Consider the following 15,785-nt stretch of genomic DNA (forward strand, 5'->3'; position numbering starts at 1 on the left):
GGGATGGGGCCATGCCGAACATCGACGAGCTGATCGAGAGGTTCATGGGCCCGGCCGCCGACGTGATGAGCGCGGTCGTCTTCTTCGAGATCCCCCTCTTCGGCGGGCTGCCGATCATCGTGCTGTGGCTCGCGATCGGCGCGCTGTTCATGACGGTGTGGCTGCGCTTCCAACCGATCAGCGGATTCCGGGCGTCCATGCAGGTGATCCGAGGGAAGTTCAGCGCCCGGACCGACCCCGGTGAGGTCTCCAGCTTCCAGGCACTGGCCACTGAGCTGTCCGGCACCGTGGGCCTGGGCAACATCGCCGGCGTGGCGGTGGCCGTGTCCCTGGGCGGCCCGGGCGCGGCGCTGTGGATCGCGGCCTTCGGCGTCCTGGGCATGAGCATGAAGATGGCCGAGGCCACGCTGGGGTCGAAGTTCCGGGAAATCCGCGAGGACGGCAGCATCCAGGGTGGCCCCATGGTCTACCTGCGCGACGGCCTCGCCTCCATCGGCTACCGCCGCCTGGGCGTCGTGCTGGGCTCGGCGTACGCCGTGTTCACCGTGCTGGGCGCCTTCGGCTGCTGCTCACCCTGGCAGTGGCACTCTTCGGCTACTCCACCCTGCTGGCCTACGCCTACTACGGTGAGCAGGCACTGACGTACCTCTTCGGCTACAAGAAGTCGATCATCTACACCTTCCGCGTGCTGTGGATCGTCGGTGCAGTGATCGGTTCGGCCGCCTCCCTCGACGCCGTGATCGCCTTCGGCGATGCGTCGTTCTTCCTGTTGGCGGTCCCCAACATCCTGGGCATCTACTTCCTGGCGAAGGTGGTGCGCCTGGAGATCTTCGGGTTCAACCGCCGTCTGTGTGCCGGGTCCATCGAAGCGGTCGAGGACGAGGACCTGCGGGTCGGGCTGGTCTCGGAGGACCCGACCCCGGAGCAGACGCAGCGAGCGGAGAAGGAGGAGCGCGCGGAGAAGGAGCGCCTGCGCACCCTGCACCGCACGCTCTCGGACGACCCGGACTTCCCGGTGCGCGCCGCCCACCACGGAGACGACCTCGCCTCACCGATGGGCACCCCCGATGAGCCGATCCCGGACACCGGACAGTTCCTGGCGGTCGAGGAGCGGCGCAGCGAGGGCGATGGGGGAGCGGGGAGTGGGCCCGCCGGCGGTGGATCGCACCGCGCCGACTGAGGCACAGGTGAGGAGGGCCTGGACCTTCGCCCTGTCCGTCGTCCAGTTCGCAGGCGTCAGCGAGTGGTACGGGCGGCTGCGACCACGACGTCGGTGCCGTCGGACGAGATCAGCACCGTGTAGGTGGCGTTCGGATCCCTGGGGTTGGAGCCGCTTTCCCAGCGCATTCCCGTGTGCACCTCCTCCGGCGCTATGCGCGGGGAGATGGGGGCCCCGTCCTCACTGACGGGGAGGCCGTTCGTACCTTCCCCGAAGGCATCGGCCATCCACGTCTGCACCGTCTCGGCGCTGCCCGTGAAGGTGACTCGCAGACTCCATTCGAGGAGTTCGGTGTTGACGATTCCTTCGCTGAGAGTCAGTTCTGCGTCGGGGACAGGCAGGCCCACAGCGGTGAGTGCTTCTTCAGGAGTACTGGGCTTGCTTGTCATAGCCGTGGTCTTCTCATTCTTCGGATCGGAAATGCTGCAGGCCGTCAGCAGTGACGGTGGAACCAAGCTCAGAGCCCCGATGAGGGCGATTCGACGTCTCATGGCCCTGTCGTCCTTCTTGCGGTCGATCCGTGAAGAAGGAACTCCCACGTGTGGTCGGCAATAGTTGCATCCTCACTGGACCAGTCGCCGGCGCCGGGATCAACAGGATGCCATTCCGTCATCCCCGGGTCATTTGCAGTTGTGCCTGGCACTGGGTCGCCGAGACCGTCAGGGAGTCCGGATCCCAGTGGCCCGTCGGGGGGCCCGACTTCACTTCCATCGCCACGACGGTCATGCGCACGACCACCCTCGCGCCCCGCCCTGCTCGGTGCCTCCGGTCTTGGTGAAGCCGGGGGAGGGAGATGGGTCTGCACGCCCACGGGGTCAGAGGCCGCAGAGGCGCCGTCCTGTTCATCCGCATGAGCATCGGCTTCGCCGGCCAGGGTGCTGAACCTGGACGTCGCGTCGATGAGGACAGGGAGAACGTCGGTGCGGACCGCGATTCGGAAGCTGTCACCGTCTGGCCCTTTCCAGATCGGGTCGCATTGGGCTGCCGGCTCCAGAATCGATCGAGTTCGCTCCAGCGCCTCTTGCCGGTCACGGAGGAGTTGAGCGAAGCGTCGAACGGCTTCCGGGTCGCTCCCCAGAAATGACGACATGCCCCGGACTTCCTCCTGGCGATCTCTACGTCGTAGAAGAATAGGGTTGCGGCCGTACGGTGTCGATGGGGAGAACTTCCCTGCGGGAAGAGACGGCGGGCACGCGTCCCGCAGTCCCGCGCGCCTCCGACAGGCCGGCATGTCAACCGACGACCGCGTGTCCACATCGTGAGCTTCACATCTCGCATCGTGGCGGCGGCGTAGACTGCCCCCCATGCCTCAGCTCCGCTCCCGCACCTCGACCCACGGCCGCAACATGGCGGGCGCGCGTGCCCTCTGGCGCGCCACCGGCATGGAGACCTCGGACTTCGGCAAGCCGATCATCGCGATCGCCAACTCCTACACCCAGTTCGTGCCCGGCCACGTGCACCTAAAGAACATGGGCGACCTGGTGGCCTCCGCCGTCAAGGAGGCCGGAGGCGTCGCCAAGGAGTTCAACACCATCGCGGTAGACGACGGCATCGCCATGGGCCACGGCGGCATGCTCTACTCGCTGCCCAGCCGCGACGTGATCGCGGACTCCATCGAGTACATGGTCAACGCCCACACCGCCGACGCGCTGGTGTGCATCTCCAACTGCGACAAGATCACCCCCGGCCATCTGATGGCCGCCATGCGCCTGAACATCCCGGTGGTGTTCGTCTCCGGCGGGCCGATGGAGTCGGGTGAGCCCGTGGACGGCGTGGTCGAGCACCGCCTGGACCTGATCGATGCGATCGTGCAGAGCGCGGACGACACCGTCACCGACGCCCAGCTTGCCGACATCGAGGAGAACGCCTGCCCCACCTGCGGCTCCTGCTCCGGCATGTTCACTGCGAACTCGATGAACTGCCTCACCGAGGCGCTGGGCCTGTCCCTGCCCGGCAACGGCACCACCCTGGCCACCCACGCCTTCCGCAAGGAACTGTTCCTGCAAGCCGGGCGTACCGTGGTGGACCTCGCCAAGCGCTACTACGAGCAGGACGACGACTCCGTGCTGCCGAGGAACATCGCTACCAAGGCCGCGTTCTGCAACGCCATGAGCCTGGACGTGGCGATGGGCGGCTCCACCAACACCGTGCTGCACATCCTGGCCACGGCCATCGAGGGCGAGGTCGACTTCACCCTCGAGGACATCGACCGCATCTCCCGCACCGTGCCGTGCCTGTCCAAGGTGGCGCCCAACGGCACCGCCCACGTGGAGGACGTCCACCGCGCCGGCGGCATCCCCGCCATCCTGGGCGAGCTGGACCGAGCCGGACTGCTGCACCACACCGTCCACTCCGTGCACTCCCCGGATCTGCAGTCCTGGCTGAAGGACTGGGACATCCGCGGCGGGTCGCCCACCGAGAAGGCCAACGCCCTGTTCCATGCGGCACCCGGCGGCGTGCGCACCACCCAGGCGTTCTCCTCCACCAACACCTACAAGGAGCTGGACACCGATTCCGAGGGCGGTGTGATCCGCGCCGTGCCCCACGCCCACACCAAGGACGGCGGCCTGTGCGTGCTCACCGGCAACCTCGCCGCCGAGGGCAGCGTGATCAAGACCGCCGGCATCACCGAGGACCTGTTCCACTTCGAGGGCACCGCGGTGGTATGCGAGTCCCAGGAGGAGGCCGTCCAGAAGATCCTGGACAAGACCGTCAAGGCCGGCCACGTCGTGGTGATCCGCTACGAGGGCCCCCAGGGCGGCCCCGGTATGCAGGAGATGCTCTACCCCACCTCCTTCCTCAAGGGCCGGGGCCTGGGCCGCGACTGCGCACTGATCACCGACGGCCGCTTCTCCGGCGGCACCAGCGGCGTCTCCATCGGCCACATCTCCCCGGAGGCCGCCGAGGGCGGCATCATCGGACTGGTCGAGGACGGCGACCGCATCGTCATCGACGTGGACAAGCGCTCCTTGAGCCTGGAGGTGGACGACGCCGAGCTCGAGCGTCGCCGCCAGAAGAAGGGCGAGCTGCCCTGGCGTCCCGTCAGCCGCGACCGCAAGATCACCCAGGCGCTCAAGGTGTACGCGCACCTGGTGCGCTCAGCCACCTACGGCGCGACCCGTCGGCCCCTGGACTGATCACGGCTTCGACTAAGCGGCCGCCGCGCTGACTGCCCGATGCCGGTCAGCAGCAGCGGCTCCCAGGGTTCGCGTCCTGCTCGGCGTACCGCTGGCGCCAGAACTCCCGCTCGCTCAGGGGAGCGTGGGCACAGCCGGTGATCTCGTGGTGGCGAAGATAGTGATCGTAGGCATCCGAGCCGAGCACCCCGCGGGCGATGCGGCACGCACTGGCCAGCATCGACCGCAGGGTGCTTGTGAGGGCCATGACGCTCAGTGCCCCCCGCCTCGGGTCGAGAAGTCCTTCTCGGGGTGACGGCTCAGCCACTGCGCCCACTGCGCCTGCAGTGCCTTCTCCGATGGTGAGGCACCCAGGCCGGAGGGAGCGTAGTACACCGACTCCACCGGCTCCTCCTCCGTGTTCAGCAGGTTCTGGCCCCGCAGGGCCTGGATGGTGCGCCACACGGCCACGATCATCACGATCAGGGCGCACACCACGAACAGGATCGACAGCGAGCCCTGCACAGCCGTGTTGAACACCACCGTCTGCATCTCCTCGACACTGCCAGCCAGCCCCAGGGAGGTCTCACCGTTGGCCAGTGCCTCTTTGAACATCTGGTGATTGGCCCAGTACCCGATAGCCGGGACGGGCGAGAAGATCTTCAGGTATGAGCCGTACACCGTGATCACGGCCGTGAACAGCATCGGCACCGCAATGATCAGCAGGGTCCACCGTCGGCCCTTGCGGGCGAACACCACCAGGCAGATCGACAGGGCGATGGCCGCGAGCAACTGGTTGGCGATACCGAACAGCGGAAACAGGGTGTTGATTCCGCCCAGGGGATCATTGACGCCCATCACCAGGATGGACCCCCAACCGGCCACCATCACCGCGGTGGTGATCCACGCACCCGCCGTCCACTTCGGGTCGCGGAAGCGCTGGTACACGTTGCCGAGCACGTCCGAGAGCATGAAGCGGGCCACTCGGGTACCGGCATCCACCGCCGTCAGGATGAACAGCGCCTCGAACATGATGGCGAAGTGGTACCAGAACGCCATCATGGCGTCCCCGCCGATCACCCGCTTCATGATGCCCGCCAGACCGAGCGCCAAGGTGGGAGCGCCACCGGTGCGCGAGACGATGGAGTTCTCGCCCACCTGCTGCGCGGTGTGCTCCAGCACCTCGGGTTCGACGGACACCCCGGTCAGGCCGAGCGAACTGATGAACTGGGCCGCGCCCTCAGCGGTGCCGCCCGTGGCCGCGAACGACGAGTTCATGGCGAAGTAGATGCCGCGGTCGATGGAGGCGGCGGCCACCAGCGCCATGATCGCCACGAACGATTCCATCAACATGCCGCCGTACCCGATCATCCGGGTCTGGCTCTCCTTCTCCACCAGTTTCGGGGTGGTGCCCGAGGAGATGAGCGCATGGAACCCGGACAGTGCACCGCAGGCGATGGTCACGAAGAGGAACGGGAACAGCGGCCCGGCGAACACGGGGCCGTCGGCCCGGGAGGCGTACTCGGACAGCGGCGGAGCCTGGAGCGCGGGCCGCACCAGGACGATGGCCAGCGCGAGCATCACGATCACGCCCACCTTCATGAAGGTGGAGAGGTAGTCGCGCGGCGCCAGCAGCACCCACACCGGCAGCACCGCGGCCAGGAAGCCGTACCCGATGATCATCCATGCCAGCACGGGGCGGTCGATGTGGAAGAGGGTCTGGCCCCAGTCGCTCTCGGATACCCAGCGGCCGCCGATAATGGCCGCCAGCAGCATCGCGCACCCAATAGCGGAGACCTCCATGACCTTCCCGGGGCGGATGAACCGCAGATAGAAGCCCATGAACAGGGCGATGGGAATGGTCAGGCCCACCGAGAACACGCCCCAGGCGCTCTCCCCGAGGGCATTGACCACCACCATCGCCAGAATGGCGACGATGATCAGCATGATGCTCAGCGTGGCCACGAAGGCCGCGATACCGCCGACCAGGCCCAGTTCGTCGCGGGCCATCTGCCCTAGGGAGCGGCCGTGACGACGGGTGGAGATCGCCAGCACCAGGTAGTCCTGGACAGCACCGGCCAGGATCACCCCGACGATGATCCAGATCGTTCCGGGAAGGTAGCCCATCTGGGCCGCCAGCACCGGCCCCACCAGGGGGCCCGCACCAGCAATGGCCGCGAAGTGGTGTCCGTACAGCACCCGGCGATCGGTGGGAACGTAGTCCTTGCCGTCATAGGCGTACTCGGCGGGGGTGGCGCGGCGGTCATCGGGCCGCACCAAGTTGTCCTGGATGTACTTGGAGTAGAACCGGTAGCCGATCAGGTAGGTGCACACGGAGGCGAACACGAACCAGATCCCGTTGACGTGCTCGCCGCGCACCAGGGCCAGCATCACCCATCCCAGGCCGCCCAGCAGCGCGATGGTCGCCCAGATGGCGATCTTCGCGGGTGTCCAGCGGTGGTCGCGGGCATAGTCCTCGGCGGGCAGCGCTGTGGGTGGGTGGGGATCGGTGAGGGCGGCGGACCCGTTGCGGTCGACCGCCTCGGGTTCCTCGGGCTGGGCGTTGTGGCTCATAGCGGCTACCGTTCTTTCGCAGCGGGGAGCGAGAGGGGGTGCCGTTACCGTAAGCCCGTTCCCAGGTGATTCCAAGGTCCTTGGTCCCCTGCCGCTGCCGGGACGGAACGCGCTGTTCGCGGTGGTGCACGGTGGGTGCGCAGCCCGGTGCCGGACTCAGCAGAAAGAACGCCCCCGTGCCGAGGGTCTGCTGCACGGATAGGCGACAACCGGTCTGCCCAGCCCGTGGGGTTGGACTGGAGGGATGTTCACCGTGTCCAAGCCGTACCCCAAGGAGTTCCGTGACGACGTTGTGCGGGTCGCAACCCCGCTCTGTCAGTCTCCGACCGCCGCCCGGTACCGGTCCGCGATGACCTCGGCCACCAACGGATGCGTGCCCAAAGGCCGCGCCACCACATCGGCCCCGGACGCCTCCAGTTTCTTCTGGAAGTGTCCCGGTGCCAGCATGTAGGACGCCACCACCACGCGCTCGGCCCCGGCCTGGCGGGCCTGCCGCACCACGGTGGCCACATCCGGCGCGGAGGCCGCCACGTAGCCCAACCCGACCTCGGTTTCCAGAGCGCCCGCGAGCAGGTCACGCATCTGCTCGACCATCGCCACCCCGTCCGGGTCGCTGGTTCCAGCCGCCGCCATCACCACGGTGTCGCCCTTGCTCAGGCCCGCCTCCCGCAGGCGTTCGACCATCACGGTGGCCAGGCGCTCATCCGGGCCCAGCGGCGCGGTCGCCACGGCGGTGCGTCCGCGCACCGCCCCGCCGATGTCCTTGCGCACGTGGTAGCCCGTGGACAGCAGCACCGGCACCACCACCGCTGAGACCGGGGCATCGAGACGGGTGGCATCGGAGGGGCCGGCATGGGCGGCCACCGCATCCTCGATCGCCGGGGCCTGGATGTCCACGAACGACTCCCGCACCGGGGCATCGACCAGCTCCGCGGCCATCACCAGCAGTTCGCGGATCACGTCGCGGCCCGCCCGGAAGCGGGTGCCGTGGGCGCAGCCGATCAGCACCGGGGAGCGGCCGGGGGCGTCCCCGCCCTGCGCGTCGCCCGCGGAGAACGGGTGCTCCGCCTGCTCCTGCGGGGCGGTGAGGTTGTCGCGGCCCGCGCCGCGACCGGTCTCCTGCGGCTCGGGGGGAGCCAGGAAGCCCTCGGCGGCGGTGCCGCCCACCGCGATCACGGCGGGCGAGGTGATCTGCTCGCGCTCCACTGTCTCCACGATGGTCGCCAGCGTGCCGCGCACGCAACGCTGCTCGAGCATGGTCGCGCTCTGCACGACGGCCACCGGGGTGGCAGGGTCGACACCGTTGAGTGTCGCCTGGGCCACCAGGCGCGGCAGCCATTCCACGCCCATCATCAGCACCGTGGTGGTGCCGGCGTCCCGCAGCGCGGCCAGATCGGCCGGCCCCAGGTCGCCGTGGGCGTTGACCACGTGGAGGGCGACGGCGGTGCCGCGGTGTGTGACGGGGACGTCGCCCGCGGCGGGCCCCGCGATCGAGGAGCTCACCCCCGGCACCACCTGGACGTCGATGCCGGCGGCACGGCAGGCCAGCACCTCCTCGCCGCCCCGGCCCAGCAGGAAAGGGTCCCCGCCCTTGAGCCGCACCACGCGCTTGCCCGCGCGGGCCCGCTCCACCAGCACCTGCTCGATCTCCGCCTGGGGGATCGAGGCCACGCCGGGGGTCTTGCCCACGGGGATGATCTCGACGTGCTCGTCGAGCAGCTCGGTCAGGCCCGCGGGGCCCAGACGGTCCACCACCACCACGTCGGCCTGGCGCAGCAGCGCCAGCCCGCGCACGGTGATCAGGTCCAGGGCCCCCGGCCCGCCTCCCACCAGGGCCACCGTTCCCGGCTCGAGGCGCGTGGTGGACAGGGCACTTGCGTCGAGGGGATCGGAGCCCGGGCGGGCGGGGGAGCCGGGAGCGGTGTCGGAGCCGCCCGCCATCATGAACCGGCGGCCGGCCGGGGCGAGGTGGCCACGTGAAGCTTCCCGTCCCGGATCTCGGCGTCGTACACGGCGATCGGCTGCGGCTCCCCACCCCCGGCATCCAGCACCTCGCCGGTGCTCAGGTTCCAGGCCTGCTTGTACATCGGGGAGGCGATCGTGGGCACGATCGTCCCGGGTTCCTCGCCCTCGCCCGGCACCAGGTGGGAGCCCACCAGTCCGCGAGAGAGGATCTGTGTGCCCGAGTACGGATCCAGCTGCTGGATCGCGTGCACGCTGCCGTCCTCCAGCAGGAACACGCCGATCTGGGTGCCGTCCGGCAGCAGTGCGGCGGCGCCGCGCTCCACGGTCAGGGCGTCCACGGAGCAGATCTCGATCATCTCGCCGGCGGTGCCGGCCGAGGTGTCCACGGTGGCGTCGGTGTTCATCGCTGCTGGCTCCTCAGCTCTTCTGGGTGGGGTCGTAGCCGGAGGGCTCGGCGGTCCCCGGCGTGGCCATGGCGTGCTGGCGGGCTGCCAGCGGGGTCGGGTAGGTGTCGGTCTCGCCCTCGGCCGCCGGCCGGGCCTGCCCGCGCTCGAGCACGTACCTCAGTCCCGGGTCGGACTTCTCCGGGGCGTTGACGAAGGAGACGAACTTCGCGCGGCGCTCCGGGTCGTACACGGCCTCGGCCCACTCGTCCACGTAGGAATCGGCGTGCTTCTGCATGGACTCCTCCAGCTGCTCGCCGATGCCCAGCGAGTCGTCCACGATGATGCGGCGCAGCTCCTCGATGCCGCCCGGGAACTCCTCCACCCAGCGCGCCGTGCGCTGCAGCTTGTCCGCTTCGCGGATGTACAGCATCAGGAAGCGGTCGATGCACTTGACCAGGTTGGTGTCATCCAGGTCCTCGACCAGCAGCTTGCCGTGGGCGGGCTGGGCGCCGCCGTTGCCGCCCACGAAAAGGTTCCAGCCCTTCGTGGTCGCGATCACGCCGACGTCCTTGGCCTGGGCCTCCGCGCACTCGCGCGCACAGCCCGAGACGCTGATCTTGAGCTTGTGCGGCGAGCGCAGGCCGCGATAGCGCTTCTCCAGCGCCACGGCCATGGTGGTGGAGTCCTGCACTCCGAACCGGCACCAGTTGGTGCCCAGGCAGGCCTTGACCATGCGCAGGGACTTGCCGTAGGCGTGACCGGACTGGAAACCGGCGTCCACCAGGCGCTTCCAGATCTCCGGCAGCTGCTCCAGGCGCGCGCCGAACATGCCGATGCGCTGGGCGCCGTTGAGCTTCACGTACAGGCCGTAGTCCTTCGCCACCTGAGCGATCACCATCAGGCCCTCGGGGGTGACCTCGCCGGCAGGCATCGCCGGGATCACCGAGTAGGTGCCGTCCTTCTGGATGTTCGCCATCACGAAGTCGTTGGTGTCCTGCAGGGAGCCCAGCTGACGACCCACCGGGTTGTGTCGGGAGCCGGTGATCGCGCCCAGGGTGGACAGGATCGAGGCCACCACCGGGCGGCACACCGCGCAGCCGCGGCCGGTGCCGTAGGCGGCGACCACCTCGGTGAAGGTCTGCTGGCCGCCCTCCTCCACGAGCTTGAACAGCTCCGCGCGGGAGTGCGCGAAGTGCTCGCACAGCCCCTTGGAGACGGTGATGCCGGACTTCTCCAGCTCCTTGTTGAGGATCTTCGTCAGCAGCGGCACGCAGGAGCCGCACACCGTGCCGGCCTTGGTGCACTCCTTGACCTGGCCGATGGTGTGGCAGCCCTGCTCGGTGACGGCGGCGCGCACGGTGCCGGCGGCGACGTTGTTGCAGGAGCACACCACGGCGTCGTCGGGCAGCTCGGTGTCGGGCATGGCGCCGGCGCCGGCCGGGGCGATCAGGGCCGACGGGTCCGCCCCGAGTGCCCGGCCCACCAGGGGCCGCAGCGAGGAGTACAGCTCGATGTCGCCGATGAACACGCCGCCCAGCAGGGTCTTGGCGTCGTCGCTGACCACGAGCTTGCGGTACTGGCGCTTGAACGGGTCGATGAAGGTGACGTCCAGGGCGCCCGGGGTGAGGCCGTTGACGTCGCCGAAGGCGGCTGCCTCCACGCCCACTCCCTTGAGCTTGGTGCCCTCCACCGAGCGCTCATGGGTGCGCTTGCCCCCCAGGAAGCGGTCCACCACCACGTCGGCCATGTCGTTGCCGGGGGCCACCAGGCCCGCGCACACGCCGTTGAAGGAGGCGCACTCGCCGATCGCCCAGATGATCTCGTCGGAGGTCTGGCAGGTCTCGCCCACCACCACGCCGCCGCGCTCGCCGATCGCCAGGCCGGCCTCGCGGGCCACCTTGTCGCGGGGGCGGATGCCGGTGGAGAACACCACGATGTCCGCGGGCAGCTCGGAGTCGTCGGTGAGGTGGGCGGTGCCCATGGCGCCGTCGGCGGCGGGGGAGAAGCGGGCCGCTCCCACGCCGGTGCGCACGCCGATGCCGAGATCCTCGATCAGCAGGCGCAGCATCTCGCCGCCGCCCTGGTCCAGCTGGACGGCCATCAGGCGGTCCGCGAACTCCACGACGGTGGTGTCCACCTCCATGTTCTTCAGGGCGGCAGCTGCCTCCAGGCCGAGCACGCCACCTCCGACGACCACACCGCGCAGCGGGCGCCCCACCTTCTCGGAGCGCAGGGTGACCCACTCGGCCATCTTCTCGACGTCATCGATGGTGCGGTAGGAGAAGGTGCCGGGCAGGTCGTTGCCCTCGGCGCGGGGCGACCACGCCCAGGAGCCGGTGGCCAGCACCAGACGGTCGTAGGAGTGCACGGTGCCGCTAGCGGTGGTGACCGTCTGCGCATCGCGGTCCAGGGCGGTCACGGCGTCGCCGGTGACCAGGGTGATGCGGGGATCGTCCCAGACCGTGGGGTCCAGGGTGAGCAGGTCCGCGTTGCGGCTGGAGAACCAGTTGGACAGGTGCACGCGGTCGTACGGCTGCTGGGGCTCCTCACCGATCATGGTGAGCTCCCAGCTGCCCTCGGGGTCCTGGGCTCGCAGCCGGGAGACGAATCGATGGCCGGTCATGCCGCCGCCGACGACGACGATCCGTTCGCCGTCCAGGGGTGGGGTCGTGGTGGTGTCCTCGGCCGTGGTCAGGGGGGAGTGTCCGGGGGCGGTCATCTGTGGTCACACGTCTCTCTGCGAGGGGCTGCGTCCGACCAGACTAAGGGAGAGCGCGAGGCGGGGCGGGACTTTTCTACCGCCCGCCGGCGGGCTCGCAGCTGATAAGCGGCGATGCGGTACGACCTGGGCCGATACGGGGGCGTCCGAATGGTGGACGGCTGGTCCGCCGTACGACGGGCGGGGGGCTATGGTGGCCGCATGCAGACGATCCTTCTCGTAATCACCGAGCGCGGCTGACGCCCGTTCGTCCCCACGAGACGTCCCGCGCCCCTCAGAGCCACAGGCCGAGGGGCTTTTTCTTTGAAGGAGTTCCGATGACACCTCAGCACCTCACCGGCGCACAGGCACTGGTGCAGTCCCTCGAGCACGCCGGGGCCGAGGTCGTCTTCGGCCTTCCCGGCGGGGCGATCCTGCCCACCTACGACCCGCTGATGGATGCGCAGAAGCTGCGCCACGTGCTGGTGCGCCATGAGCAGGGCGCCGGCCACGCTGCCAGCGGGTACGCCCATGCCACAGGGCGGGTGGGGGTGTGCCTGGCCACGTCCGGGCCAGGTGCCACCAACCTCATCACCCCCATCGCCGACGCCCAGATGGACTCGATCCCGATGGTCGCCATCACCGGGCAGGTCGGCTCCTCCTTCATCGGGACCGACGCGTTCCAGGAGGCGGACATCGTGGGCATGACGATGCCGGTGACCAAGCACAACTTCCTGGTCAAGGACGCCGCCGAGATCCCGCGCGTGATCAAGCAGGCCTTCCACATCGCCTCCACCGGCCGCCCCGGTGCGGTGCTGGTGGACGTCACCAAGGACGCCCAGCAGGCCACCGCGGACTTCGTGTGGCCCGAGACCCTGGACCTGCCCGGCTACCGACCCGAGCCCCGCCCCCACAACAAGCAGATCCGCGAGGCGGTCTCCCTGCTCATGCAGTCCCGCCGGCCGGTGTTCCTGCTGGGCGGCGGCGTGATCCGCGGCCGTGCCTCCCAGCAGGTGACCGAGCTGATCGATGCCAGCGGCGCACCGTTCGTCACCACCCTGATGGGCCGCGGCGCCCTGCCGGACTCGCATCCCAGCCACCTGGGCATGCCCGGCATGCACGGCACCGTCGCGGCGGTCTCCGCGCTGCAGCGGGCGGATCTGATCGTGGCCATCGGTGCGCGCTTCGACGACCGCGTGACCGGTCGCCTGGACTCCTTCGCGCCGAACGCGACGATCGTCCATGCCGACATCGACCCTGCGGAGATCTCCAAGAACCGCACCGCCGACGTCCCGATCGTGGGCCAGGCCGCCGAGGTGGCCGCCGCGCTGGCAGCGGAGCTGCGTGAGCGCATAGCCGCCGACGACACCCGCGACTACGAGTCCTGGTGGAGCACCCTGTCGATGCTGCGAGACACCTACCCGCTGGGATGGACCGCCACCGCCGACGGCTACACCGCCCCGCAGAAGGTGATCTCCCGGATCGGCGAGATCTCCGGACCGGACTCGATCTACGTGGCGGGCGTGGGCCAGCACCAGATGTGGTCCAGCCAGTTCATCCGCTACGAGAAGCCCAACTCGTGGATCAACTCGGGAGGCCTGGGCACCATGGGCTACTCCGTGCCGGCCGCGATGGGCGCCAAGGTGGGACGGCCCGAGACCACCGTGTGGGCCATCGACGGCGACGGCTGCTTCCAGATGACCAACCAGGAGCTGGCCACCTGCGTCATCAACGACATCCCGATCAAGGTCGCGGTGATCAACAACAGCTCGCTGGGCATGGTGCGGCAGTGGCAGAACCTCTTCTACGACAAGCGGTACTCCCACACCGATCTCAACACCGGGCACGGCACCCGCCGCATCCCCGACTTCGTCAAGCTCGCTGACGCCTATGGCGCGGCCGGACTGCGCTGCGAGAGGGACGAGGACATCGACGCCACCATTGAGCAGGCCATGGAGATCAACGACCGCCCGGTGGTGGTGGACTTCCAGGTCAGCGCCGATGCCATGGTCTGGCCCATGGTCCCCGCCGGCGTCTCCAACGACGAGATCCAGATCGCGCAGGGCATGAGCCCCGAGTGGGAGAGGGACATCTGAGAATGAACGCCACCGAATCCGCCATGCCCGCCGACACCCAGACCCTCTCGGTCCTGGTGGAGAACAAACCGGGCGTCCTCACCCGCGTCGCCGCACTGTTCGCCCGTCGCGGCTACAACATCGCGTCCCTCGCGGTGGGCCCCACCGAGCACCCGGAGATCTCCCGCATCACCGTGGTGGTGGACGTGGCCCAGCACCCCCTGGAGCAGATCACGAAGCAGCTCAACAAGCTGGTCAACGTGCTGAAGATCGTGCAGCTCGAGCCCCGTCAGACGGTGCAGCGCGAACTGATGCTGGTCAAGGTCTTGGCCGACAACACCTCGCGCACCTCGGTGCTGGAGATCGTGCAGATGTTCCGGGCCAAGGTGGTCGACGCCGCCGCGGACGCCGTGACGATCGAGGCGACCGGTACGCAGGACAAGCTCACCGCCCTGCTGAGCATGCTGGAGCCCTTCGGGATCCGCGAGATCGTGAAGTCCGGCGAAGTGGCCATCGGACGTGGCGGCCGCGCTCTCACCGACAAGAACCTGCTGGGCTGAGCTCGCCGCCCCACCGACCGCGTTCCATCATCTGATATTCCCTCTCACCCTGTAAGACGGCGGGCTGTAGGATGATCCTGCATCTGCCCCGATTCAGCGACCCGATCCGGGCCCGCACCATCGACCCAAGGAGCACACACCGTGGCCGACATGTTCTACGACGACGACGCCGATCTCTCGATCATCCAGGGCAGGAAGGTCGCGGTCATCGGTTTCGGCTCCCAGGGCCACGCCCACGCCCTGAGCCTGCGCGACAGCGGGGTAGAGGTGCGCATCGGTCTCAAGGAGGGCTCGAGCTCCCGCGCCACGGCCGAGGAGCAGGGCCTGGCCGTCGGCACCCCCGCCGACGTCGCCGACTGGGCCGACGTGGTGATGATCCTGGCGCCGGACCAGTACCAGCGCACCATCTACGACGAGCAGATCAAGGACAAGCTGCGCGAGGGCGATGCCCTGTTCTTCGCCCACGGCTTCAACATCCGCTACGGCTACATCCAGCCCCCGGCGGGTGTGGACGTGGCGATGGTGGCCCCCAAGGGGCCCGGCCACATCGTGCGCCGGGAGTACGTGGCCGGTCGTGGCGTGCCCGTGATCGTCGCGGTCGAGGAGGATGCCAGCGGCAGCGCCTGGGACCTCGCCCTCTCCTACGCCAAGGCCATCGGCGGACTGCGCGCGGGCGGCATCCGCACCACCTTCACCGAGGAGACCGAGACCGACCTGTTCGGTGAGCAGGCCGTGTTGTGCGGCGGCATGAGCCACCTGGTCCAGGCCGGGTTCGAGACCCTCACCGAGGCCGGCTATCAGCCCGAGATCGCCTACTTCGAGGTGCTCCACGAGCTCAAGCTGATCGTCGACCTGATGATCGAGGGCGGCATCGCCAAGCAGCGCTGGTCCATCTCCGATACTGCCGAGTTCGGCGACTACGTCTCCGGTCCCCGCGTGGTGGACAGCCGTGTCAAGGAGTCCATGAAGGCGGTGCTGGCCGACATTCAGGACGGCACCTTCGCCACGCGTTTCATCGAGGACCAGGACAACGGCGCCGAGGAGTTCAAGAAGCTCCGCGCCGAGGAGGCAGAGCACCCGATCGAGAAGGTCGGCAAGGACCTGCGCAAGATGTTCTCCTGGAACAAGGACTCCCAGGATGACGGCTACACCGAGGGCAGCGCCGCGCGCTGACCCACCCGGTCCCCACACG

At 68.8% G+C, this 15,785-nt stretch carries 13 protein-coding genes; 7 read left to right on the top strand and 6 right to left on the bottom strand.

The window, feature by feature from the left end; all coding sequences use genetic code 11:
• Both M3B01_RS12785 and M3B01_RS12790 read left to right on the top strand, forming a co-directional pair.
• Positions 1 to 641, top strand: a 641-nt coding sequence (locus tag M3B01_RS12785; protein ID WP_259792597.1) for an alanine:cation symporter family protein, incomplete at its 5' end; no start/stop codon positions are given.
• Complete coding sequence (locus M3B01_RS12790; RefSeq protein ID WP_259792599.1) at positions 581 to 1,180, top strand: alanine:cation symporter family protein; 600 nt, start codon at positions 581 to 583, stop codon at positions 1,178 to 1,180. The genes M3B01_RS12785 and M3B01_RS12790, both read left to right, overlap by 61 nt.
• 56 nt (positions 1,181 to 1,236) lie before the next feature.
• Here M3B01_RS12790 and M3B01_RS12795 read toward each other — a convergent pair whose 3' ends face one another.
• Positions 1,237 to 1,608 (bottom strand): hypothetical protein, encoded by a 372-nt coding sequence (locus tag M3B01_RS12795; protein ID WP_193864830.1) that lies wholly within the window; start codon positions 1,606 to 1,608, stop codon positions 1,237 to 1,239.
• 461 nt (positions 1,609 to 2,069) lie between these two features.
• Here M3B01_RS12795 and M3B01_RS12800 point away from each other — a divergent pair, with 461 nt between their 5' ends.
• Positions 2,070 to 2,303 (top strand): hypothetical protein, encoded by a 234-nt coding sequence (locus tag M3B01_RS12800; RefSeq protein ID WP_259792605.1) that lies wholly within the window; start codon positions 2,070 to 2,072, stop codon positions 2,301 to 2,303.
• Between the two features lie 220 nt (positions 2,304 to 2,523).
• A complete protein-coding gene (gene ilvD, locus M3B01_RS12805) occupies positions 2,524 to 4,356 on the top strand; it encodes a dihydroxy-acid dehydratase (protein WP_259792608.1) in 1,833 nt (610 codons plus the stop codon).
• Positions 4,357 to 4,402: 46 nt separating this feature from the next.
• Here ilvD and M3B01_RS12810 read toward each other — a convergent pair whose 3' ends face one another.
• The 5 genes from M3B01_RS12810 to nirB all read right to left on the bottom strand — a co-directional run bounded on the left by M3B01_RS12810 (position 4,403) and on the right by nirB (position 11,979).
• The gene (locus tag M3B01_RS12810) at positions 4,403 to 4,603 is read right to left on the bottom strand and encodes a YbdD/YjiX family protein (RefSeq protein WP_193864833.1); all 201 of its coding nucleotides are present in this window, start codon (positions 4,601 to 4,603) and stop codon (positions 4,403 to 4,405) included.
• 5 nt (positions 4,604 to 4,608) lie between these two features.
• The gene (locus M3B01_RS12815) at positions 4,609 to 6,909 is read right to left on the bottom strand and encodes a carbon starvation CstA family protein (RefSeq protein ID WP_259792611.1); all 2,301 of its coding nucleotides are present in this window, start codon (positions 6,907 to 6,909) and stop codon (positions 4,609 to 4,611) included.
• Between the two features lie 315 nt (positions 6,910 to 7,224).
• Entirely contained in the window at positions 7,225 to 8,850 is a 1,626-nt protein-coding gene (gene cobA, locus M3B01_RS12820) for a uroporphyrinogen-III C-methyltransferase (protein ID WP_193864920.1), read from the bottom strand.
• Positions 8,850 to 9,278, bottom strand: a complete 429-nt coding sequence (locus M3B01_RS12825) for a nitrite reductase (NAD(P)H) small subunit (protein ID WP_259792613.1) — start codon at positions 9,276 to 9,278, stop codon at positions 8,850 to 8,852. The genes cobA and M3B01_RS12825 overlap by 1 nt, the downstream gene beginning before the upstream one ends.
• Before the next feature lie 13 nt (positions 9,279 to 9,291).
• Positions 9,292 to 11,979: a nitrite reductase large subunit NirB gene (gene nirB, locus M3B01_RS12830; RefSeq protein WP_259792615.1), complete on the bottom strand. Its 2,688-nt coding sequence runs from the start codon at positions 11,977 to 11,979 to the stop codon at positions 9,292 to 9,294.
• A gap of 317 nt (positions 11,980 to 12,296) precedes the next feature.
• On the opposite strand from nirB, the gene M3B01_RS12835 reads away from it, so the two are divergent.
• The 3 genes from M3B01_RS12835 to ilvC all read left to right on the top strand — a co-directional run bounded on the left by M3B01_RS12835 (position 12,297) and on the right by ilvC (position 15,766).
• Entirely contained in the window at positions 12,297 to 14,054 is a 1,758-nt protein-coding gene (locus M3B01_RS12835; RefSeq protein WP_259792617.1) for an acetolactate synthase large subunit, read from the top strand.
• Positions 14,055 to 14,056: 2 nt separating this feature from the next.
• Positions 14,057 to 14,593 carry an acetolactate synthase small subunit gene (gene ilvN / locus M3B01_RS12840; RefSeq protein WP_193864837.1) on the top strand — a complete coding sequence of 179 codons (537 nt, stop codon included), beginning with the start codon at positions 14,057 to 14,059 and terminating at the stop codon, positions 14,591 to 14,593.
• Positions 14,594 to 14,734: 141 nt separating this feature from the next.
• Positions 14,735 to 15,766 carry a ketol-acid reductoisomerase gene (gene ilvC / locus M3B01_RS12845; protein ID WP_259792619.1) on the top strand — a complete coding sequence of 344 codons (1,032 nt, stop codon included), beginning with the start codon at positions 14,735 to 14,737 and terminating at the stop codon, positions 15,764 to 15,766.
• Positions 15,767 to 15,785: the final 19 nt, after the last annotated feature.

Source organism: Brachybacterium sp. p3-SID957, assembly GCF_025144775.1.
Classification (GTDB): domain Bacteria; phylum Actinomycetota; class Actinomycetes; order Actinomycetales; family Dermabacteraceae; genus Brachybacterium; species Brachybacterium epidermidis.